This is a genomic window from Stenotrophomonas sp. GW821-FHT09E08, assembly GCF_059416125.1.
This window is the reverse complement of record NZ_JBWKOO010000005.1, coordinates 229065-251238: the sequence shown is the minus strand read 5'-3', so window position 1 is coordinate 251238 and position 22174 is coordinate 229065. Positions and strand designations below refer to the sequence as shown.

20 protein-coding genes are annotated in these 22174 nt (G+C 66.4%); 14 read left to right on the top strand and 6 right to left on the bottom strand.

Annotated features, from left to right (window positions below):
* Positions 1–35: 35 nt before the first annotated feature.
* Positions 36–1946, top strand: coding sequence for a CocE/NonD family hydrolase (locus tag AC07M7_RS09560; protein ID WP_495207258.1), 1911 nt, complete (start codon positions 36–38; stop codon positions 1944–1946).
* Positions 1947–2068: 122 nt separating this feature from the next.
* Here AC07M7_RS09560 and AC07M7_RS09555 read toward each other — a convergent pair whose 3' ends face one another.
* The gene (locus AC07M7_RS09555; protein WP_046986516.1) at positions 2069–3022 is read right to left on the bottom strand and encodes a helix-turn-helix transcriptional regulator; all 954 of its coding nucleotides are present in this window, start codon (positions 3020–3022) and stop codon (positions 2069–2071) included.
* Positions 3023–3467: 445 nt separating this feature from the next.
* On the opposite strand from AC07M7_RS09555, the gene AC07M7_RS09550 reads away from it, so the two are divergent.
* The 7 genes from AC07M7_RS09550 to AC07M7_RS09520 all read left to right on the top strand — a co-directional run bounded on the left by AC07M7_RS09550 (position 3468) and on the right by AC07M7_RS09520 (position 11426).
* The gene (locus tag AC07M7_RS09550) at positions 3468–4226 is read left to right on the top strand and encodes an SDR family NAD(P)-dependent oxidoreductase (protein WP_495207257.1); all 759 of its coding nucleotides are present in this window, start codon (positions 3468–3470) and stop codon (positions 4224–4226) included.
* A gap of 129 nt (positions 4227–4355) precedes the next feature.
* On the top strand, positions 4356–4805 hold the full coding sequence (locus AC07M7_RS09545) for an MgtC/SapB family protein (RefSeq protein ID WP_032129616.1): 450 nt from the start codon (positions 4356–4358) through the stop codon (positions 4803–4805).
* Between the two features lie 280 nt (positions 4806–5085).
* A complete protein-coding gene (gene lldP / locus AC07M7_RS09540; RefSeq protein ID WP_495207256.1) occupies positions 5086–6744 on the top strand; it encodes an L-lactate permease in 1659 nt (552 codons plus the stop codon).
* A gap of 53 nt (positions 6745–6797) precedes the next feature.
* On the top strand, positions 6798–7562 hold the full coding sequence (lldR, locus tag AC07M7_RS09535) for a transcriptional regulator LldR (RefSeq protein ID WP_012480578.1): 765 nt from the start codon (positions 6798–6800) through the stop codon (positions 7560–7562).
* Between the two features lie 4 nt (positions 7563–7566).
* On the top strand, positions 7567–8706 hold the full coding sequence (lldD, locus tag AC07M7_RS09530; RefSeq protein WP_010485059.1) for an FMN-dependent L-lactate dehydrogenase LldD: 1140 nt from the start codon (positions 7567–7569) through the stop codon (positions 8704–8706).
* Positions 8703–10409 (top strand): D-lactate dehydrogenase, encoded by a 1707-nt coding sequence (dld, locus tag AC07M7_RS09525; protein WP_495207255.1) that lies wholly within the window; start codon positions 8703–8705, stop codon positions 10407–10409. Before lldD ends, dld begins: the two co-directional genes overlap by 4 nt.
* Positions 10410–10541: 132 nt before the next feature.
* Positions 10542–11426: a hypothetical protein gene (locus AC07M7_RS09520; RefSeq protein WP_495207254.1), complete on the top strand. Its 885-nt coding sequence runs from the start codon at positions 10542–10544 to the stop codon at positions 11424–11426.
* 113 nt (positions 11427–11539) lie between these two features.
* On the opposite strand, the gene AC07M7_RS09515 is transcribed toward AC07M7_RS09520, so the two are convergent.
* Complete coding sequence (locus tag AC07M7_RS09515; RefSeq protein ID WP_495207253.1) at positions 11540–11836, bottom strand: hypothetical protein; 297 nt, start codon at positions 11834–11836, stop codon at positions 11540–11542.
* Between the two features lie 171 nt (positions 11837–12007).
* Between AC07M7_RS09515 and AC07M7_RS09510 the strand changes: the two genes are divergently transcribed.
* Both AC07M7_RS09510 and AC07M7_RS09505 read left to right on the top strand, forming a co-directional pair.
* Positions 12008–12667 (top strand): decarboxylase, encoded by a 660-nt coding sequence (locus tag AC07M7_RS09510; RefSeq protein ID WP_253079065.1) that lies wholly within the window; start codon positions 12008–12010, stop codon positions 12665–12667.
* A 68-nt stretch (positions 12668–12735) separates the two neighbouring features.
* A complete protein-coding gene (locus tag AC07M7_RS09505; RefSeq protein ID WP_253079064.1) occupies positions 12736–13515 on the top strand; it encodes a CDP-diacylglycerol diphosphatase in 780 nt (259 codons plus the stop codon).
* On the opposite strand, the gene AC07M7_RS09500 is transcribed toward AC07M7_RS09505, so the two are convergent.
* A complete protein-coding gene (locus AC07M7_RS09500; protein ID WP_253079063.1) occupies positions 13512–14111 on the bottom strand; it encodes a GNAT family N-acetyltransferase in 600 nt (199 codons plus the stop codon). The two genes, AC07M7_RS09505 and AC07M7_RS09500, sit on opposite strands and share 4 nt — an antisense overlap.
* Positions 14112–14330: 219 nt before the next feature.
* Here AC07M7_RS09500 and AC07M7_RS09495 point away from each other — a divergent pair, with 219 nt between their 5' ends.
* A complete protein-coding gene (locus AC07M7_RS09495; protein ID WP_495207252.1) occupies positions 14331–17057 on the top strand; it encodes a TonB-dependent receptor plug domain-containing protein in 2727 nt (908 codons plus the stop codon).
* A 104-nt stretch (positions 17058–17161) separates the two neighbouring features.
* Positions 17162–17794, top strand: a complete 633-nt coding sequence (locus tag AC07M7_RS09490; RefSeq protein ID WP_495207251.1) for a hypothetical protein — start codon at positions 17162–17164, stop codon at positions 17792–17794.
* Between the two features lie 29 nt (positions 17795–17823).
* Here the strand turns inward: AC07M7_RS09490 and AC07M7_RS09485 are convergent, their stop codons facing one another.
* Positions 17824–18465, bottom strand: a complete 642-nt coding sequence (locus AC07M7_RS09485) for a hypothetical protein (protein WP_495207250.1) — start codon at positions 18463–18465, stop codon at positions 17824–17826.
* Positions 18466–18648: 183 nt separating this feature from the next.
* On the opposite strand from AC07M7_RS09485, the gene AC07M7_RS09480 reads away from it, so the two are divergent.
* Entirely contained in the window at positions 18649–19809 is a 1161-nt protein-coding gene (locus AC07M7_RS09480) for an amidohydrolase family protein (RefSeq protein ID WP_495207249.1), read from the top strand.
* 49 nt (positions 19810–19858) lie between these two features.
* Here the strand turns inward: AC07M7_RS09480 and AC07M7_RS09475 are convergent, their stop codons facing one another.
* Both AC07M7_RS09475 and AC07M7_RS09470 read right to left on the bottom strand, forming a co-directional pair.
* Entirely contained in the window at positions 19859–20296 is a 438-nt protein-coding gene (locus AC07M7_RS09475) for a DUF3806 domain-containing protein (protein ID WP_495207248.1), read from the bottom strand.
* A gap of 166 nt (positions 20297–20462) precedes the next feature.
* The gene (locus tag AC07M7_RS09470) at positions 20463–21344 is read right to left on the bottom strand and encodes a LysR substrate-binding domain-containing protein (RefSeq protein ID WP_253079057.1); all 882 of its coding nucleotides are present in this window, start codon (positions 21342–21344) and stop codon (positions 20463–20465) included.
* A 121-nt stretch (positions 21345–21465) separates the two neighbouring features.
* Between AC07M7_RS09470 and AC07M7_RS09465 the strand changes: the two genes are divergently transcribed.
* Entirely contained in the window at positions 21466–22164 is a 699-nt protein-coding gene (locus AC07M7_RS09465; RefSeq protein WP_495207247.1) for an ankyrin repeat domain-containing protein, read from the top strand.
* Positions 22165–22174: the final 10 nt, after the last annotated feature.

Genomic DNA, 22174 nt, shown 5'->3' with positions numbered 1-22174 from the left:
TAGGCTTGAGGCTTTCCTGCCGGGAGGGGTTGTCCATGCGTGTGCGTGCCGTCGCTGTAGCCATTGCCCTTTGCCTGTCCAGCACTGTGCTGGCCACCGAAACCCCGCCGATGACCCCGGACATCAGCGGCAAGCCCTTCGTTGCCCCCGATGTCGGTCGTGACTACGACAAGCGCGTGGTGATGGTGCCGATGCGTGACGGCACCAAGCTGTATACGGTGATCGTGGTGCCCAAGGGTGCGCGCAATGCGCCAATCCTGCTCACCCGCACGCCCTACGACGCTGCCGGTCGCGCCAGCCGCAGTGATTCGCCGCGCATGCGCGACCTGCTGCCGCAGGGCGACGAGGTGTTCGTCGACGGCGGCTATATCCGCGTGTTCCAGGACATCCGTGGCAAGTACGGCTCCGAAGGCGATTACGTGATGACCCGGCCGCTGCGCGGGCCGTTGAACAACACCAAGGTGGACCACTCCACCGATGCCTGGGACACCATCGACTGGCTGGTGAAGAACGTGCCGGAGAGCAATGGCAAGGTCGGCATGCTCGGCTCGTCGTACGAGGGCTTCACCGTGGTGATGGCGCTGACCGACCCGCACCCGGCGCTGAAGGTGGCTGCGCCGCAGAGCCCGATGGTCGATGGCTGGATGGGCGATGACTGGCTCAACTACGGCGCGTTCCGCCAGGTCAACTTCAACTACTTCGCGATGCAGACCGAGAAGCGCGGCAAGGGCACGCCGTTGCCCAGTCTCGGCTACGACGACTACAGCACCTTCCTGCGCATCGGTTCGGCGGGGGACTACGCGCGTTTCACCGGCGTGGACCAGCTGACCTGGTGGAAGAAGCTGGTCGAGCACCCGGCCTACGATGGCTTCTGGCAGGGCCAGGCGCTGGACGCGGTGATGGCGAAGACTCCGTTGAAGGTGCCGACCATGTGGCTGCAGGGCCTGTGGGACCAGGAAGACATGTGGGGTGCCAACCACGCCTACCAGGCAATGGAAGGACGCGACAGCGGCAACAACCGCAACTACCTGGTGATGGGCCCGTGGCGGCACAGCCAGGTGAACTATAGCGGCAACGAGCTGGGTGCGCTGAAGTTCGATGGCGATACCGCGCTGCAGTTCCGCCGCGATGTGCTCAAGCCGTTCTTCGACCAGTACCTGGTGGATGGCGCGCCAAAGGCCGATACGCCGCCGGTGCTGATCTACAACACTGGCGAGAACCATTGGGATCGCCTCAAGGGTTGGCCGCGCAGCTGCGACAAGGGCTGTGCCGCCAGCAGCAAGCCGCTGTACCTGCGTGCCGGCGGCAAGCTGGCGTTCCAGGCGCCGGCGGCGGGCGAGGGTGACTTCGAGGAATACGTGTCCGACCCGGCCAAGCCGGTGCCGTTCGTGCCGCGTCCGGTGCGTTTCGGTGACCGTGACATGTGGACCACCTGGCTGGTCAAGGATCAGCGTTTCGTCGATGGCCGCCCGGACGTGCTGACCTTCATCACCGAACCGCTGACCGCGCCGCTGCGCATCGGTGGCGCACCGGTGGTGCATCTGCAGGCGTCGACCAGTGGCACCGACAGCGACTGGGTGGTGAAGCTGATCGACGTGTATCCGGACCAGGAAGCGTCGACGCCGGAGATGGGCGGTTACGAGCTGCCGGTGTCGCTGGCGATCTTCCGCGGCCGCTACCGCGAGAGCTTCAGCGATCCGAAGCCGCTGGCCGCCAACGAAGTGCTGCCGTATCGCTTCGACCTGCCCAATGCCAACCACACCTTCCAGAAGGGGCACCGGGTGATGGTGCAGGTGCAGTCCAGCCTGTTCCCGCTGTATGACCGCAATCCGCAGACCTACGTGCCGAACATCTACCTGGCCAAGCCGGGCGATTACCAGAAGGCCACGCAGCGGGTCTGGCACAGCGCGGCGCAGGCGAGCTACATCGATCTGCCGGTGTATTGAGGTTGATGAGGTACGCCGGGTGCGCGATGCCTGGCGGCTGCGGTAGGGCCGGCCGCTGGCCGGCATCCGCGGTGGTGTGAAAGCGTGTCGACCAAGGTCGACACCTGCCAGGGCACGGGCCTTCAGCCTACCTTCGACGGACCGGTGCGCCAGCGGCTGGGTACCAGTCCGAAACGCTTGCGGAACGCGGCAGCGAAGTTGCTGGGGTGGCGGTAACCACTGGCGGCCGCAGCCTGCTCGACGGTCCAACCGTCCTCGCGCAGGCCTTGTTCGGCGTGGCGCATGCGCTGCTCGTGCAGGTAGTCGAACACCGAGCAGCCATATTGCTGGGCAAAGTGGCGGCGCAGCGAGCTCGGGCTCATGCAGGCCAGCTGGGCCAGTTCGACAAGGCTGTGGGTGTGGCTCGGATCGTCATGCAGGTAGGCGCGTACGCGTTCCAGTCGCTCGCGCTGGCCCGCGCGCAATGCGCGCACCTGGTCGGTCTGCAGATCTTCGGCTTGCAGGCCAACGGCCAGCAGCTGCAGGGCCACGCCTTCGCGCCACAACGCGTCGATGCCGTCCTGCCAGGGGCTGTCGAACAACTGTCCCAGCACCGGCAACAGGGTGTGCGGAATCGCCCAATGACGGCACTCCAGGTGAGTGCTGAGCGCAGTCTCCAGCTGCGGCAGCTGGAACAGGTCCGGATCGATCTTGGCCGGCACCATGACGCTGACCCCGCGCATTCGTGTCTCACCCGGATGTGCACCGGTCATTTCGACCTGCTCGCGGTGGTGGGCAGTCATGGCGGTGCCGGCGCGCAGGGTAAATCCGGGGCGGCGCGGAACACGTACATCGACCTGGCCCTGCAACATCACGCGGATGGCCAGGCCGGGACTCTGCTGGGCGGTTGCCACATACGGGAAACGATTATGGACGTCGGAGGCGATCAGGCTCATGCCACCGCGCAGGAACTGTTCGTTGACCTCGCCGTGGCCGGCCCACTGGTCATCGCGCAGGTGTTCCGGATCGGCGCGGTAGTCGAAGCCGTGGCGGTGGCCGAAGCGGCGGTAATCGGCAAAGGTGAAGTATCGGGACATTGCTCGGCACTTGCATTGGAGGTGGACACTGGCAGCACCTGACCCATGCGCTCTGCAATGCAGATGCATTTCCGATCGATACCTGCGTGGACACGCTGCGACGCGTCGGAGGCGGTATCTGGAAGGGCTGGGGAAACGCCAGATTGGAATGAATGTGTCAAAGAAACTGGAAGCGTTTCCCATTGTCGCCGCGATTCACCCACATTTGATTTCGAGATGGTCAAAACCATTGATCAATACGGCCAAGTTGAATGCTTCGTAGAACATACGGCGGCGTTTTGCCTGCATATCCGTACGTAATTCCATACATCAACTTGGGTTGAGGTTTTATCGATGGAACGATAGCCTGTGGACGCGCTGTCTGCTGGGCCATCACAGGCGGAGGCGTAGCGTGAGGGGTTAACGGCGACAGGCCGCACTGATCCCCCACAGATGGAGAGCACAGATGATTGATTACCAGCTCACCGGCAAGACTGCGATCGTGACCGGCGGTGTATCCGGCATCGGTCTGGCGGTCGCGCAGACCCTTGCCGCATCCGGTGCGCGTATTTCGGTATGGGACCTGAAGCAGGAGGCAGTTGATGCCACGGTGGCGCAATTGCAGGGCAGCGGCGTGCAGGCGATCGGTATCGCGCTGGACGTAACCGATGATGCGGCCGTCGAAGCGGCGGTGCAGCGCACGGTGAAGGAACTGGGCGGTGTGCATATCTCGGTCAACAATGCGGGCATCAGTGGGCCGGCTGCCAGCAGTGGTGACTATCCGGTGGAGGGATGGCAGCGCGTGATCGACGTCAACCTGACCAGCGTATTCCTGTGCCAGCGTGCGCAGATCCAGGCCATGCGTGCGGCAGGTTCCGGTGGCAGCATCATCAACATGGCGTCGATCCTGGGCCAGGTGGGGTATGCCGGTTCCACCGCGTATGTGGCGGCCAAGCACGGCGTGGTGGGGCTGACCCAGACCGCTGCCTGGGAACATGCCGCCGACGGCATCCGTGTCAACGCGGTCGGCCCGGGTTTCATCAGCACGCCGCTGCTGGACAAGATGGATGCCAAGGTGCGCGCGACGCTGGAAGGGCGCCATGCGTTGAAACGGCTGGGCACGGCCGAGGAAGTGGCGGCGCTGGTTGCCTGGCTGGCCAGCGACGATGCCTCGTTCGCGACCGGCGCGTACTACGCCATCGATGGTGGTTATCTGGCGCAATGATGCGGTGATCGCAGGCGACGGTGACGCCGGGCATGCCTCGGCGCTACCGGGTGAACGGGCTGTGGTGTGGCCTTCACCGTTGAGCCACGGCTGCTGCGCAACGCTCCGGAAAACTCCCGGAGCTTGCCCATGGAACTCACCCAGGATGTCTCGATCCTGCTGCGCGTGGCCGCAGCGATGCTGTTCGGCGGGGTACTCGGCGTCGAGCGCGAAATGGGCAAGCACGCTGCGGGCCTGCGCACCCACATGCTGATTGCCGGTGCGGCCGCACTGATCGTCGGCCTCGGTGATTCGGTGGCCGAGCACTTCCAGCAGGAGCGCTACCGTGACCTGCTGCAGGTCGACCCGGTGCGCCTGATTGAAGCAGTGGTTGCCTGTGTGGGCTTCGTCGCCGCCGGCACCATCCTGCGCGGCTCACGCGAGGACCAGGTCAGCGGCCTGACCACTGCCAGCTCGCTGATCATGGCCGCGGCCATCGGGATTGCGGTGGGTATCGGCAAGTATGTGATTGCCATCGGAGTGAGCGTGCTGTGCGTGCTGGTGCTGGCGGTGATGCGGCGGCTGGAGAAGAAGATCTGACTGGCGAGGTGGTCTGGGGATGGACCAGAGCCCCTTCGGGGATCCGATCCCGGGTGCCTGGCAGGGTCGGATCCCCGAAGGGGCTCTGACCCTGATGTTGTGCGAATGGTAAGACCAATATGGCATCTAGCCCTATGGTCTAATAGGCACTTCGCCGGAGTGGCGGTTAAATCCGCTCCACGTGGTTCGCTGATATGAATTATTGGTACGACCAATAAGTATCGGCCACGGCGACCCACCGCCTGCGGTGGAGCACATCCCGCCCCAGTCGAGAGCCTTCATGCAGCCCTGGCAACACCTGTACGACCCCGCCGGCAACCTGTGGTTGTCCAGCCTGATCGCGCTGCTGCCGATCGCGTTCTTCTTCATCGCTCTGGCGCTGCTGCGGATGAAGGGCTGGCTCGCCGGCACGATCACCGTGGCCATTGCGCTCGGCGTAGCCCTGCTGTTCTACCGCATGCCGCTGAGCCAGGCGCTGGGCGCGGCCGGTTTCGGCTTCGTCTACGGCCTGTGGCCGATCGCCTGGATCATCATCGGCGCGGTGTTCCTGTACAAGGTTTCGGTCAAGACCGGCCAGTTCGACATCATCCGTGCCTCGATCCTGTCGGTCACCGAGGACCAGCGATTGCAGATGCTGATGGTCGGCTTTGCCTTCGGCGCCTTCCTGGAAGGTGCAGCCGGGTTTGGTGCGCCGGTGGCAATCACCGCCGCGCTGCTGGTCGGGCTGGGCTTCAAGCCACTGTATGCCGCCGGCCTTTGCCTGATCGTCAACACCGCGCCGGTGGCGTTCGGTGCAATGGGCATCCCGATCATCGTGGCCGGGCAGGTCACCGGCCTGGATGCATTCGAGATCGGCCAGATGGCCGGCCGCCAGCTGCCGTTCCTGACTGTCATCGTGCTGTTCTGGATCATGGCGATCATGGACGGCTGGCGCGGCATCAAGGAAACCTGGCCGGCGGTGCTGGTGGCCGGCGGTTCGTTCGCCATCGCCCAGTACCTGACCTCCAACTTCATCGGCCCGGAGCTGCCGGACATCACCGCCTCGCTGGCGTCGCTGGTCTGCCTGACCCTGTTCCTGCGCCGCTGGAAGCCGGTACGGATCTTCCGCTTCGATACCGAAACCAGCGCCGAGGCGGCCGCACAGGCGCTGGAGGCACCACGCTACAGCGTCGGCCAGATCGCCAAGGCGTGGTCGCCGTTCCTGATCCTCACCGCGATGGTCACGCTGTGGAGCATCAAACCGTTCAAGTCGCTGTTCGCGGCGGGCGGCCCGCTGGAAAGCTGGGTACTGAAGATCCCGGTGCCGGGCCTGGACCAGATGGTGCAGAAGATGCCGCCGATCGTGGATGCACCGCTCAGCTACGAGGCGATCTACAAGTTTGATTGGTTCTCGGCCACCGGTACCTCGATCATCCTGGCCGCGGTGATCGCGATCATCGCGCTGCGCATGCCAGCCCGTTCGGCGCTGCAGACCTTCGGCGAAACCGTGCGTGAGCTGCGCATGCCGATCTACTCGATCGGCATGGTGCTGGCCTTTGCCTTCATCGCCAACTATTCGGGCCTGTCGGCAACGCTGGCGCTGGCATTGGCGCACACCGGCGACGCATTCCCGTTCTTCTCGCCGTTCCTGGGTTGGCTGGGCGTGCTCCTGACCGGTTCGGATACCTCGTCCAATGCGTTGTTCTCTGCACTGCAGGCCACCACCGCGCAGCAGATCGGCGTATCCGACGTGCTGCTGGTGGCCGCCAATACCACCGGCGGTGTCACCGGCAAGATGATCTCGCCGCAGTCGATCGCCATTGCCTGCGCGGCGGTCGGCCTGGCCGGCAAGGAATCGGACCTGTTCCGTTTCACGGTCAAGCACAGCCTGATCTTCACTACGATGGTCGGCCTGATCACCCTGGCCCAGGCCTACTGGCTGACCTGGATGATTCCCTGAGCCATGCCGCGTGGTCTGACCCTCTGTTACGCGCTTCGGGCCACAATGGCGCCATGAGCACGCAACGTATTTCGGACAAGGTGGCCGCGCAGCTGCGCGGCCTGGTGCAGGAACAACGGCTGCAACCGGGTGACCGGCTTCCGGCCGAGCGTACCCTGGCGGTGCAGCTGGGGGTCTCGCGCACGGCGTTGCGCGAGGCCATCGCGCAGCTGGCCAGCCAGGGCCTGCTGACCGCACGGGTTGGTGGCGGCACCTACGTGGCCGAACCCGCGGCACGCGCACGGCAGGCGCTGGATGAACCGCTGGCGCCCTATCTGCCGCTGTTCCAGGGCGACCCGGAATACCGTTTCGACGTGCTGGAGATCCGCCACGCGCTGGAAGGTGCCACCGCCTGGCATGCAGCGCTGCGTGCCACCGACGAGGACCGCACGCGTATCGCGCAGGCCTTCCAGACGATGATGGACGCGCACGGCAAGGACGACCCCACCGGTGAAGCGGAGGCTGACGCGGCCTTCCACCTGTCCATCGCTGAGGCCTCGCACAATCTGGTGCTGCTGCAGGTGATGCGCGGCCTGTTCGAACTGCTGCAGACCAACATCTCGCAGAGCCGCGAAAAGCTCTACACCTCGGCGAGGACCTTCTCGCCGCTGTCCGACCAGCACCGCGAGATGATGGATGCGGTGCTGGCAGGCGATCCCGAACGCGCGCGCGCCGCCGCGCATGCCCACCTCGAGTTCGTGCACACCACGCTGCGCACCCTCGATGACAACGAAGCCCGGCGTGCGCGGGCCTCGCGTCTACCTTCCCCACACGGTTGACCCCATGATCATCTCCGCCTCCACCGATTACCGCGCCGCAGCGCAACGCCGGCTGCCGCCGTTCCTGTTCCACTACATCGATGGCGGCGCGTATGCCGAGCACACGCTGAAGCGCAATGTTTCCGACCTGTCCGACATCGCGCTGCGCCAGCGCATCCTGCGCAACATGTCCGACCTGAGCCTGGAAACCGAGTTGTTCGGCGAAAAGCTGGCGATGCCGGTGGCGCTGGCGCCTGTCGGCCTGACCGGCATGTATGCCCGACGCGGTGAAGTACAGGCGGCGCGCGCGGCCGACAGCCGCGGCATCCCGTTCACCCTGTCCACCGTGTCGGTGTGCCCGATCGAGGAAGTGGCACCGGCGATCCAGCGACCGATGTGGTTCCAGCTGTATGTGCTGCGCGACCGTGGCTTCATGCGTAACGCGCTGGAGCGCGCGCAGGCCGCCGGCGTGACTACCCTGGTGTTCACTGTGGACATGCCGGTGCCGGGCGCGCGCTATCGTGACGCGCACTCGGGCATGAGCGGCCCGAACGCCTCGCTGCGCCGTATCGGCCAGGCCATCACCCACCCGCACTGGGCGTGGGACGTGGGCCTGTTCGGCCGCCCGCACGACCTGGGAAACATCTCCACCTACCGTGGCAACCCGACCGGACTGGAGGACTATATCGGCTGGCTGGGCAGCAACTTCGATCCCTCGATTTCGTGGAAGGACCTGGAGTGGATCCGCGAGTTCTGGAAGGGCCCGATGGTGATCAAGGGCATCCTTGACCCGGATGACGCGCGTGATGCGGTCAAGTTCGGCGCCGATGGCATCGTGGTCTCCAACCACGGTGGCCGCCAGCTCGATGGCGTGCTGTCCACCGCACGCGCACTGCCGGCCATCGCCGATGCGGTGCAGGGCGACCTGAAGATCCTCGCCGATTCCGGCATCCGTACCGGCTTGGACGTGGTGCGCATGCTGGCGCTCGGTGCCGACACCGTGCTGCTGGGCCGTGCCTTCGTCTACGCTCTTGCCGCGCAGGGCGAGGCCGGCGTGGCCAACCTGCTGGACCTGATCGCCAAGGAAATGCGCGTGGCGATGACCCTGACGGGCGCGCGCCGCATCGCCGATATCGGCCGCGATTCGCTGGTCAGCCTGCCATGAGTGGTCACGATGCCATGCTGGCGCAGTTGCGCGAGGCAGTCGGCAGCGGTCACGTACTGACCGGCGACAAGGCCACGCGCCGTTTCCGCCGTGGCTATCGTTTCGGTGATGGCCCGGTGCTGGCGGTGGTGCGCCCGGGCACGCTGCTGGAACTGTGGCGTGTGCTGCAGGCGGCGGTGCAGGGCGGAGCGGCGATCATCCTGCAGGCAGCCAACACCGGCCTGACGGGTGGCTCAACCCCGGATGGCAACGACTACGGGCGGCCGATCGTGCTGGTCAGCACGCTGCGCCTGACCGGCATCCAGCTGTTGAACGAAGGCCGGCAGGTGCTGTGCCTGCCCGGCGCCACGCTGGACCGGCTGGAGCAGACGCTGGCGCCACTGGGCCGCGAACCGCATTCGGTGATCGGTTCGTCCTGCATCGGCGCCTCGGTGCTGGGCGGCATCTGCAACAACTCCGGTGGCGCGCTGGTGCGCCGTGGCCCGGCCTACACCGAGCTGGCGCTGTATGCGCAGGTCGATGCGCAGGGCCAGTTGCAGCTGGTCAATCATCTGGGTATCGCGCTGGGTGATACACCCGAGCAGATCCTGCAGCGCCTGCAGGCCGGCGACTATGCTGCTGCCGACGTGGGTGACGGCGACGGCCGCGCCGCCTCCGATCCACGCTACGCCGACGAAGTGCGGCGGGTCGATGCCGATACCCCGGCGCGCTTCAACGCCGATCCCAGCCGCCACTTCGAAGCTGCCGGTTCGGCCGGCAAGCTTGCGGTGTTCGCGGTGCGCCTGGATACCTTCGAGAAGGAGTCCGCCGAGGTCTTCTATATCGGAAGTAACCGCACCGATAGCCTCACCGCGATCCGACGCCAGCTGCTGACCGGGTTCGAGCGCCTGCCGATTGCCGGCGAGTACATCCACCGCGATGCCTATGACATCGGCGAGCGCTACGGCAAGGACAGTTTCCTGCTGATCGACAAGCTCGGTACCGCGCGCGTTCCGGCCGCATTCGCACTGAAGAGCCGGGTTGATGGCTGGTTCGAACGGCTGGGCCTGCGCGGTATCACCGACCGCATGATGCAATTGCTGACCGGTCTGTTGCCCTCGCACCTGCCCAAGCGCATGGGCGAGTTCCGCCAGCGTTACGAGCATCATCTGTTGCTGAAGGTTTCCGCGCAGGACGCAGCGGAAACCGAGGCCTGGCTGCGCGGCTTCTTCGCCGACCATGAGGGCGGTTACTTCCACTGCACGGCCGAAGAGGGACGCAAGGCGTTCCTGCATCGCTTCGCCGTGGCCGGTGCTGCGGTGCGCTACCGCGAAGTGCATCGCGATCAGGTGCAGGACATCGTGGCGCTGGATATTGCCCTGCGCCGGGATGATGCCGACTGGTTCGAGCAGTTGCCGGCCGATATAGACGGCCGCCTGCTGCACAAGCTGTATTACGGGCACTTCCTGTGCCACGTGTTCCACCAGGACTACATCGCGCGCAAGGGCGAAGACCCGATGGCGATCGAGCATGCGATGTGGGCACTGCTGGACCAGCGCGGTGCCGAGTATCCGGCCGAGCACAACGTCGGCCACCTGTACCCGGCCAAGCCGGCGCTGGCGGGGTTCTACAAGCAGCTGGACCCGAGCAACACCTTCAATCCCGGCATCGGACAGACCTCGAAAGCGAAGGGCTGGGGTGGCTGCGACTGTAGTGGGCATTGACGGATACAACGTGGCTTTACTGTAGAGCCGAGCCTATGCTCGGCTGCTCTTCCCGACAGACAGCAGTCGAGCAAGCTCGACTCTACCGGAGCAGCGGTTACCATCTGGATTCCACGAGCAGGAATATCCTCCATGCCCACCATCGTTGCCCGCGCGACCCTGTGCGCCACACTGCTGGCTACTCCCGCGCTGGCGTTGGCGCAGGGCTCGATCCTGCCGCAGCAGCGCGATGCCGCCGGCAATGTGATGGAGCCATTGGGGCAGGTGCTGATCGCCCATGAGAAGGGACCGGCGGGGCTCTATGACTGCACGCGGGACGGCAGCTGGTGCGTGCGTGTGCAGCCGGTTGCCGAGGATGGTGATCGGCCGGCTGCGCTGGAAGTGCTTGAGAAGGTGCTGGGCCAGGGCACGCCGCACACCTACCACGTCAGCATCGACGTGCCGCAGGAAAGTGATCTGAAGCTGTGGCCGTGGATCGTGCGACTGGCTCCGGGTGTTGGCAGCGACGCGTCGGTGACCGATCCGCAGCAGCGCGACCGCCAGAACGTGCTGGTGGGCGGCATCGTCTCGTTCAGCAGCATGTATTCCGGCGGCGGTGCCGATGCCTCCACGTTGCAGTTGGCACGCGTGCGCCACCTGCAGGACGACATCCAGGTGGACGACGACGTGCTGACCGTGCCATGGCTGGGCAACGCGATGATCCGCGCCTGTTTCAGCGAGCAGGACATCAAGCAGCGCGCAGGTGCCTGCCACGACGAATACGGCTTCTCGGCGAAGCTGGCGCTGGACACGGCTGCCGAGGGCATGCCGGTGCTGCGCTACCAGACGGTGGCGACACGGTTTCCTGCCGGTGTCTCACGCTTCGAGGATTCGCTGGCGAAGGGGCCGCTGAAGAAGAAGGATCTGCGCACCGAGCAGGATCCGGCGTGCAGCTACACGCGGCTGTTCCGCTTCGCGGAGGGGATGTTCCATCCTGACCAGGCGCTGCCGGACTGTGCCGGCTATACCGAACCCTGAACCCTGAACCCTGGACCCTGTAGAACCGAGCCTACGCTCGGCTGGCTTTCCGTGCGGCCTGACCGGAGAGCAGCCGAGCGTGGGCTCGGCTCTACAAAAACCTGCCGCGGCGCTTACTCGCAGCGCGTGGACGTGATGATGTTGTCCTTGTCCACGAACACGCGCAGTCGGTCCGGACGGATGTCCTTGGTGGTGATGGTGCTGGGTCCGATCGGGTTGACCAGACCGGCACCGCTCTCGCTGGACAGGCGGCGGATGTTGGGCTCATTGGCCGGTTGGCCGATCGCCCAGCCGAGCTGGCTGGCGTCGCAGCGGCCGCTGCCCTTGACTTCCGGGCCAGGCGTGCTGACACAGGCCGACAGCAGCAGGGCGGAGGCCGGCAGCAACAGGGACAGACGGGATGCAGACATGCGAGCGCTCCTGCGCAGGGGATGATGGCGGGAACGATAGCACCCGGCGTGCGAAAGACGTCAGCGTCCCGGTCATTGCCGGCACAGCGCGGCCATTGCATAGTGAGAGAAATGGCTGGCAGAACGCCGGCGGGCAGGCCGGGCCGTTCCGGTGCAGGTGCTGGACACGGTATGACGGCAGGCAGTTTCCGCGACAAGGGCAGAACGATGACGGCACTGGCGCTGTCCGTGCTGGGCGCAGCGTTTGCCGCCTCCGCCGCCGAACCGGTGCCAGAGGCGGCGGCCGAAGCACCGATGTTTGGTGCCTGGCGCAATCTGCAGACCGAATCCGGCTACGCGCCGGCCCAGCGCAACCTGGCCTTCGCCATGCTGCCGCAGGCCGCGACCCGCGGCGACCGTTTCGCCATCCTGGACCGCGAAGGCAGGCGCACAGTGTGCTGCCTGCAGGTGGCCAGTCCGTCGCTGGGCGTGGCCGCGCTGCGTGAGCAGTACCACCTGCCGCAGGCCTGGGTGACCGACCTGAGCAATGGTCGCAGCCCTGCACGGCCCTATGTGCCGCACGTCTATGCAATGCAGCGGGTGGACGAACTGGTCGACTACAGCTTTGCCGATGTGCCCGGTGCCTACAGCGACCTGGGCGGATTGTTGACCCCCGAAGGCGCCGCGCTGGAAGCCGATGGCAGCGCCGTGCGCCTGGGTGACAGCCGCTACCCGCTGCAGTTCCAGCGCCAGCCGCACGCCGATGACGATGGCGCGCTGGACCGCTATACCCTGCAGGCGGGCGAGGGCGCGGCCCCGTTCGTGGTTGAAGTGCCGTTCGGCACCTACTGATTGCAGCACTGCACTGGCTAGAATGCAGCGCGGCGCCATCTGCCGCGCCTGTTTTGTGAGCCGTTGCCGTGTCCCTGCGTCCCTTGCTGCTGCCGTCCCTGCTGCTGTTGTCCGCCTGTGCCAGTGCGCCTCCGCCGCCACCGGCCCACTCCGATGCGCTGTGGCGGTTGATCGAGCGTGACTGTCGTGGCACCGAAGGGCCGCGTGGCGACTGCCTGCGGGTGGAAACGGCGGCGGACCGCCGCGATGTGCTGGTCAAGGACGCGCACGGCGACTATCAGTTCCTGCTGATGCCGCTGGACAAGGTCAGCGGTATCGAAAGCCGCAGCCTGTACCAGCGCGGCGCACCCAACTACTTCGGCGCGGCCTGGCTGGCCCGCACCCACACCGAACGGGCGCTGGGCCAACCGCTGCCACGCAACGTTGCCAGCCTGGCGTTGAATTCACCGCATGGCCGCTCGCAGCATCAGCTGCATATCCATGTGGACTGCCTGCGTGCCGATGTACTGCAGGCACTGGATGCCCACGCCGGCGCGATGGGCAGCCGGTGGGCACCGCTGCCGGTGCCGCTGCGTGGCCATCAATACCAGGCACGCCTGCTGCCGGGTGCGGAATTGACCGCCAATCCGCTTAATCTGCTGGCCTACGACCTCGCAGGCGTGGACGACGTGGGCCAGTGGAGCCTGGTCGTGGTGGGCCGGGACGCAGTGCAGGGCGGCCCGGGCTTCATCCTGCTGGCCACCCGCGTGGACGCCGGCACCGGCAACGAGGCCAGCGGCGAAGAGTTGCAGGACCATGCCTGCTCGGTGCTGACCGGTGCCGGCAACGCGCTGGAGCGGGTGCGCTAGTCCAGCACCCTGTGCTGGCTCCGCCACATTGGCGCAGTCAGTGCCAGCAGCTGACGGTCCTGCCAGCCTTCCATATCCAGATGATGGTCGCGCAGCAGGCCTTCCTGCTCGAAGCCGAAGGCCCGCAGCGCGGTGGCGAACGGATCACTGCAGTCCGGTGGCAGCATCACGAACAGGCGATGCAGGCCGACGTCCTCGAACAGGAAAGGACACAGCGCCTGCAGTGCCGCGTCGGCATGCGGGTGCCAATGCTGCAGCGACAGCAGCTCGGCGCTGCGCGCGTGTAGTGATTGCAGGCGGACGTGCAGCTGGTCCAGCACGTTGCCGTGGTCGTCATCGAACACCCCCAGCAGCAGCTGGTCGTTGTCCTGTTCCAGGCGTGAGCGATGCATGTGGGCGAGGAAGCGCGCTTCCTCATCGATGACGGACGGATCGCGGCGGCCGCGCCGGCGGCGGTCATCGAACAGGCGCCAGCGCGGCAGATCGGTGCGTTGGAACGGGCGCAGGGTGACCGGGGCCACCTGCAGTTGCAGCAGATGGCGGCGCAGCACCGGGCGCAGCGGGGGAAGGGGGAAGGTCGGGTACGGGGTCATCATCCCAGCAACGATGGCCGTGCCTGCAGCCCTGCACCATTCAAAACATTGCAAAAGTGTGGTGGATGGCACTGCGGGTCTGATTCGGTTCAGGCATAAGGCCATCAGGCCTGGTCATTTCCGTTGAAACCGCCCATTCAGGATACTTTCGTTACGGGATCGTTATGCGTCGTACAGGCCGCTGCCCCCGTACCACCACCCGCCCAACTCCCCAGGAAGCCCATGTCCGCCTCCCACAAGGCGCTGCGCCCGCGTCCGCTGGTGCTCGCACTGTCGTCCCTGATGCTGGTCTCGCTGCCGGCCTTCGCGCAGGAAAGCGCACCCACCACACTGCAGGAAGTGAAGGTCACCGGCTCGCGCATTCCGCGCGCCAGCGTCGAGGGCCCGTCGCCGGTGACGGTGATCAGCCGCGAGCAGATCGATGCGCAGGGCTACCGCAATGCCTTCGATGCGTTGAGCGCGCTGACCGAAAACACCGGTAACGTGCAGGGCGAGGACTTCGGCAATACGTTCACGCCGGCCGCCAACACCATCAACCTGCGCGGGCTGGGTCCGAACCGCACGCTGGTGCTGGTCAACGGCCGCCGCCAGGCCGACTACCCGCTGGCCTACGAAGGGTCGGTGAACGTGGTCAACCTGGCCAACATTCCCAGCGCGCTGATCGAGCGTATCGAGGTGCTGGCCGCTGGCGCATCGGCGGTATACGGCTCCGACGCCATCGCCGGCGTGGTCAACATCATCCTCAAGGACCGCTTCCAGGGCGTGGACGTGAACGTGCGCGCCGGTGGCACCGAGCAGGGCGGTGGCGACAACCAGCGTGCGCAGGTGGTCGGCGGCAGTTCCGGCGAGCGTTGGGATGCGCTGTTCGGCTTCGAGTTCGATGTGCGCAAGGCGATCCACGCGCGCCAGCGCGACTTCATGGATTCGCTGGACGATGATCCGGCTGGCAAGGCACCGCAGGCGACCGCGATCGCCTATCGCCGCAATGCCGCCACCGGCCGCAACATCGACCCCGGCGTCAATGGCTGCGATGGGGCGTCGGAGATCTACGGTGGCAGCGTGTTCCGTGCCAACAACCCGAGGCAGGGTTGGTACTGCGGCAGCAACGAGGCCGCCGCCAGCTACTGGACCGTGCAGACCCAGAAGCGCAACCTCAACGGTTATGGCCTGCTGACCTTCCACGTCAACGAGACTACCGATCTGTTTGCCGATCTGGCCGTAGGCAGTGCACGGATCTACAACAACACCCGCGCGCCCACCTGGACCTCGGCGCGTAATTACTTCTACAACCAGTCCACCGGCAACCTGGAGAGCTGGTACCGCCGGTTCGCGCCGGAAGAAATCGGTGGCCTGCCGCGCAACGCGAACCGCTTCCTGGAAAACTCATGGTCGTTCAACGTCGGCGCGCGTGGCCAGATCGGCGACAGTGGCTGGGACTATGAGGCGGTCTACAGCCGCTCGCGTTACGAGAACCGCACCCGCCGCCCGGTACTGCTGGCTGGCATCAACGAGTACCTGCTCGGCCCGAAGCTGGGCGTGCGCAATGGCGTGGAAGTCTATGCGCCCGACCCGGCGCGCCTGTTCCAGCCGTTGACCCCGAACGAATACGAGGGCCTGTCGGGCTACCAGGAAAGCCGCAATGCGGCGTGGCTGCAGACCTTCAGTGCCAGTGTCAACGGGCGCCTGTTCGCGCTGCCCGGTGGCGACGCTGCATTGGCGGCGGTGGTTGAAGCCGGCAGCCAGGGCTACCGCAATCGCCCGGACCCGCGGCTGGGCACTGGTGAATTCTGGAACACCAGCGCCGGCATCGGTGCCGGTGGAGAGCGTGACCGCTATGCGGCCGGCGTGGAACTGCAGCTGCCGTTGCTGCAGTCGCTGACCACCACCCTGGCCGGTCGCTATGACCAGTACCGTGCCGGTGGCGAGCACATCGGCAAGGCCACCTGGAGTTTCGGCGTCGAGTTCCGGCCGATCGAGAGCCTGCTGATCCGTGGTACGGCGGCGACCAGCTTCCGTGCGCCGGACATGAACTACGTGTTCGCCACCGAGACCCGCGGCTACAATCCGGGCATGACCGACTACTGGCGCTGCCGCACGGCGGGCCAGTCGTACGACAACTGCGACTACAACGGCCTGTCGATCGACTACAGCAACCGTGCCAACGCGCAGCTGCAGCCGGAGTCTGCGAAGTCGTATGGCTTCGGCGTGGTCTGGTCGCCGCTGGCCGGGCTGGATTTCAGCGCGGACTACTACGACATCCGCATCGACAACGAAGTGACCAGCCTCGATACCAGCCGCATCCTGCGTGATGAGGCCGATTGCCGGCTGGGAAAGACGCTGGGCGGCGAGGCGCGTGATATCGGTTCACCGCTGTGCCAGGACGCGCTGTCGCGCGTGATCCGCAACCCGTCCAACGCCACCGTGCAACCGGACCAGGTGACACGTGTGCTGATCAATCCGATCAACGCGGCCTCTGAATCGGTGCGTGGCCTGGACCTGAAAGGCAACTGGCGCTTCGATGCCGGCCGCTACGGCCGCTTCACCACGCGCCTGGCCTACACCGTGGTGCTGGAGCACACGTACCAGCAGTTCTCCGACGATCCGGAGCGTGACATCCGCAATTCGCTGGATGACTACCAGTGGCGCAGCAAGGCCAACGGCAGCATCACCTGGAACCAGGGTGACTGGACCACCACGCTGTATGGCAACCGCTTCGGTTCGCTGCCGAAGACCGATGGCAGTGGCCGCATCGCGCCGTACATGACCTACAACGCCAGCGTGTTCCGCCAGTTCGGCGAGAACCTGTCGGTGGGCGTGATCGTCAACAACCTGCGTGACAGCCGCCCGCCGGCGGACAAGAACGGAGGCGGCTGGCCGTTCTACCCGGTCGGCAACTACGACCCGTACGGCCGCCAGTACTGGGTGCAGCTGGACTACCGGTTCCGCTGATCCGGCGGATGAACGAAAGGCCCGGCACTGCCGGGCTTTTCTTTGTGCAGTGCACCCGTGTTGCCGCTGCGCGCGTGGCATGCTGTGGCGCTACATGGAGGGCGATGCGCATGGATGTCAGGGTGTGGAGCGTGATTGCAGTGGTGGCTATTGCGGGTTGCAGTGGCAGGCAGGCGTCCAGCGTGGAGGAAGCCGCGGACGTGGCCAATGCCGCGCCTGCGCAGTCTCACGCGCAACCAGCGGAGCATGCTGGGCCATCGCGCGCGGCAACGGCATCGAGTGCCACGACGGCTGCCCCTGGGCTCGCGCAACCGGAGGGGCACTTCCTCGAGGGCGAGCGCATGCTGCTGAGCGAGGGGGCCGTGTCCGTGCAGAAGAGCGAGGCGCTGCTGGGTTCCGACAAGGCTTTCGCGCAGGCGATCAGCCAGTTCGAGCGGGATGCCGCCGGCCACCCGGAAGTGCAGGACCTGACCCGGCTGTACAGGACGGCCGCGACCCGGCTCATCGGCAGCGACGGCTCGCTGGTGTCGTTCGCCTGTGGCTACAGCCTGTGTGTCGGCGAGATCCGAAGCCGTACCGATGAGGATTTCAGTGCCTGGTCCGAGGCGATCGGCATGGACAAGGCGGCCCCGGTCTACAGTCTGACCACCGCGCCGATGACACGGGGCAGGGAGCAGCGTGGTGGGCGCTTCGTGTTCTCGGTGGATCCGGCCGCCAACGGCATCACGGGCCCGTAGCGCCGGCGGATGCCCGGCGCCACGGCGCGTTACGGAAGTGCCTGCTGCAGGTACGACTCGATGACGTAGCTGAAAGGCTGCTGCTGGCGGTCGCGCAGCAGGGCACGCACTTCCAGGATCACGCCGTGATCGCCTTCGCCCCGCGGCGGCCAGAAAGTCTGGTCAGCCAGGGTCTGGCGCTGGAAGCCGAGCGGGCCGACCACGCGACCGAACGGTTCGTCGGTGCTGTCCAGCACCTGGTTCATGGCCGGGCTGAGATGCTCCGGTAGATACCAGTTGTCGGCCTCGGACAGCACGCGGCTGCCGCAGACCAGCTGCACGCGGCGATAGCGCAGGTCGGTACCCGGCTTCACGCCCAGCGCCTGCAGCACGTCTGCGGGGGCAGGCTTGTCCTGGCCGCGCACGCGCACCGCGCGGACCCGGGCTTGTTCGGCCAGCCCATGTTCGGCGCACCAGTGTTCCAGCGTGGCGGTGGCGCTCTGCCCGGACAGCACGCGCTGGTGCAGGCGCTCGACCAGTGCAGCCGGGGCGATCCGCTGCTGGCCCGGCGGCGAATGCAACGGCGCGGCGGCCGCAGCATCGGTGGCGGACAGGCTGGCGATCGGGGCGGCGGCAAGCAGGGACGCGGCCTGCCAGCGGCGGAGACGATCGTGGCGGTCGGACGGGCCCATGCGGCATCACAGCGGAAACAGGCGCCCATGTTACCCGTTCAGGGGTGTGCACGGCGTGGCTGCGACCGGTTGTCGCAGGGGGAATCATCGTTCTGGTGAATGCGTGCCATCCAGATATTTCGTTGGCCGATGGCTGTGTCGAGGCGCACGATGGCGCCAGTTTTGCCTTTCCGGGAGTTCCCGATGACCCTGCAGTTCATCCACGGCGGCGTCGACCGCAACGGTGCATCGCTGCACTTCCATATCCGTGATGGCCGTATCAGCGGGCTCAATGGCGATGCCAGGCCCGACGATGGGGCGGAATGCGTCGATCTGAAGGGCTTCGCGGTGCTGCCGGGGCTGGTCGACGGCCACATCCACCTGGACAAAAGCTTCGTCGGCGACCGTTGGCACCCGCATCAGCCGGTGAACAGCCTGCGTGAGCGGCTGGCGGTGGAAAAGGCGGCAGTGGCAGGTGCGGCGCCGATGGTCGATCGCGCGGAGGCGCTGATCCGCCAGTGCAGCGGCTTCGGCACAGTGGCGATGCGCTGTCATGTCGATATCGACGCCAGCACCGGGCTCGGCCATCTCGAAGCGGTGCGCGAGGCCGCATTGCGCTGTGCCGACATCATGCGTATCCAGCTGGTGGCGTTCCCGCAGGCCGGGGTGATGTCCTGCCCGGGTACCGCCGCCGTACTGGAGCAGGCGCTTGCCACTGGCGTGGAGGTGCTCGGCGGCATCGACCCCGCCACGCTCGATGGCGATGCCGAAGGCCAGCTGGCGCTGCTGTTCGGCCTGGCCGAGCGCTATGGCGTGCAACTGGACATCCATCTGCATGAGCCCGGCGAAACCGGCCTGGCTCAGCTGCTGCGCATCGCTGCGCGGACCCGGGCCGCCGGCCTGCAGGGGCGTGTTGCGGTCAGCCATGCCTATTCGCTGGGTGAAGTGCCGCTGGCGCGCGCGCTGCAGGTGGGCGAAGCATTGGCCACGGCCGGCGTAGCGATCATGAGCAACGCGCCGGGTGATCATCCGTTCCCGCCGCTGCGCGCGTTGCATGACGCCGGCGTGCGCGTGTTCGCCGGCAACGACAACATTCGTGACTGCTGGTGGCCGTATGGCAATGGCGACCTGCTGCAACGCGCGATGCTGCTGGGCTATCGCTCCGGCTTCCATACCGATGCCGACCTGATGCTGGCGCTGGACATGGTCACCAGCCAGGCCGCGCAGGTGATCGGGCTGCCGCAGTACGGTCTTGCGGAAGGGCATCCGGCCACTTTCGTGGCGGTGCGTGCCGACCACGGCCCGGCCGCCGTGGCCGGGGTGCCGGTGGAGCGCCGCGTGGTGGTCGACGGCCGCTGGCTGTAGATCTACGCCGCGCCAACCCTTGTAGCGCCGAGCCATGCTCGGCAGCTTTTCAGACGTAATCGTCGGCGCGGGTGGCGACGAATTCCTCAAGCCACGCCAGCAGATGGGCGATGTCGATGATCTCGCCCTGCTCGACGCGCTTGAGCAGCAGCGTACTGGCGCCGATCTGCAGGCTGCTGTCGGCATAGCGCAGCACCGCGTCGATGCCCCACGCATCGGTGACCTGCATCCAGCCCAGGCCCGGCACGCGCTGTGCCAGGGTGTCACCGAACGCCACGCCCAGCGCTTCCCAGCCATCGCAGTCATCACGGTCGATCAGCTCGGCATCGACCACGCGCTGCAGCGTGGCGGCCGGCAGCGGCCATTGCACCGGCAGGGTGGGAAAGCCGGCGGCCACGCGCGCGGCGATCAGCGAGCGCTGGTGCTGCAGATGCGTCTGCAGTGCAGCGGGCAGGGGATCGAAGCGGGTGGGGATTTCGTCGGACATGGCAGAGCGCCGTGGGGCACGGAAACAGCGGTACTGTAACGGGAGGCCAATTGCCTTTGAGCGCTGGAATTGATCAGATTTCGATGATCAATGCGCGAGATCCACGCCGGACAATGTGGCTGTCGAGGTTGCCGGCCAGCGGCCGGCACTACCTCAGGTGCGGTGATCAATCCGGTTCGCGTTGCACCTGCCGCCACAGTTCGCTGGCCAGCGCGCGCACGACATCATCTGCGTCGGCACGATGCAGCAGGCCGATCTCGTAATTGTCGATTACCGGCAGCTCGCGTTCGCCATCGATGATGCGGTGATCGCGGGTGACCGCGCGGCGTGGCAGCAGGCTGATGCCGATGCCGTCGGCCACCGCACCCTGGATGCCGCTGAGCGAGGAACTGGTGAACGCGATGCGCCAGCGCAGGCCCAGCGCCTCCACGGCGTGGATCATCTCGTCGCGGTACAGCCCGCGTGGCGGAAAGGTCACCAGGGGCAGTGGGTCCTGCAGCAGGCAGCTGCTGCGCAGGCTGTCGATCCAGTGCATCGGCTCGCGTCGGCAGTGCACTGCCTGGCGGGTGTTGCGGCGTTGCTTGACCAGCACCAGGTCCAGCTCGCCGTGGTCGAAGCCGTGGGCCAGGTCTCGGCTGAGGCCGCTGCTGATCTCCAGTTTCACCTGTGGGTGGCGGCGGCTGAAGGCGGCCAGCATGCGCGTGGTCTGTGCGTTGACGAAGTCCTCGGGGACACCGATGCGCACCGCGGTTTCCACGGTAGCGCCGGCAAGCGCCTGTGCCATTTCTTCGTTCAGGTCGAGCATGCGCCGCGCGTAGCCAAGCAGGGTGTGACCGGCGTCGGTGGGGTGCACGTCGCGGTGGCCACGTTCGAGCAGGCGATGCCCGGCCAGTTCCTCCAGCCTGCGCACCTTCTGACTGACCGTGGACTGCGTCGAATGCAGGCGTGTGGCCGCCGTGGTAAAGCTGCCGCAGTCGGCCACCATCACCAGCGCCCGCAGCAGGTCCAGTTCGAACAGCGTTCTATTCGATTTGGCACTGTCTTGCATTTGAACATTTCACTTCTGGATGCACGTGGCGACTTCTACCATGCAGGGGAGGGGGCAGCAAGCACCGCGCCCCGGTTGTACCGGCATCGCCCGCTGGGCTCGCCGCACAGGAGAACCGAAGATGCGAATCCATCGTTGCCATCGCTGGCCTGCTCCGGTGGGTCGCCTGTTGCTGCTGTGCCTGCTGGCGATGGTCATTCCAGCCTGTTCTGCCGCCGTGGGCTCGGCCGATGCCCGCCTGCGCGATGCCGCCGCCCGCGGTGATGCCGAGGCAGTGCGTGGGGCGCTGGAAGACGGCGCCGATCTGGAGGCGCGTGATGACCAGGGCCGTACGCCGCTTCTGATTGCCACGCATGGCAACAATGTAGACGCCGCGCGTGAACTGATCGAGGCCGGCGCCGACGTCAATGCCAAGGACGCCATGCAGGACAGCGCCTACCTGTACGCCGGCGCGCGTGGACTGGATGAGATCCTGGCGATGACCCTGGCGCATGGCGCCGATCTGCGCAGCACCAACCGCTATGGCGGCACCGCACTGATTCCTGCCGCCGAGCGCGGCCACGTGGCAACGGTGCGCACGCTGCTGCGTGCTGGTGTTGCGGTGGACCATGTCAACCGCCTGCACTGGACCGCGCTGCTGGAAGCGATCCTGCTAGGCGACGGCGGCGCGCGCCACGTGCAGATCGTGCAGCTGCTGCTTGATGCCGGTGCCGACCCCGATCTGGCCGACGGCGACGGTGTGACGCCGCTGGCGCACGCGCGCAAGCGCGGCTACACCGAAATCGAGACCCTGCTGCGCCAGCATGGCGCGGCACGCTGAAGACCGTTCC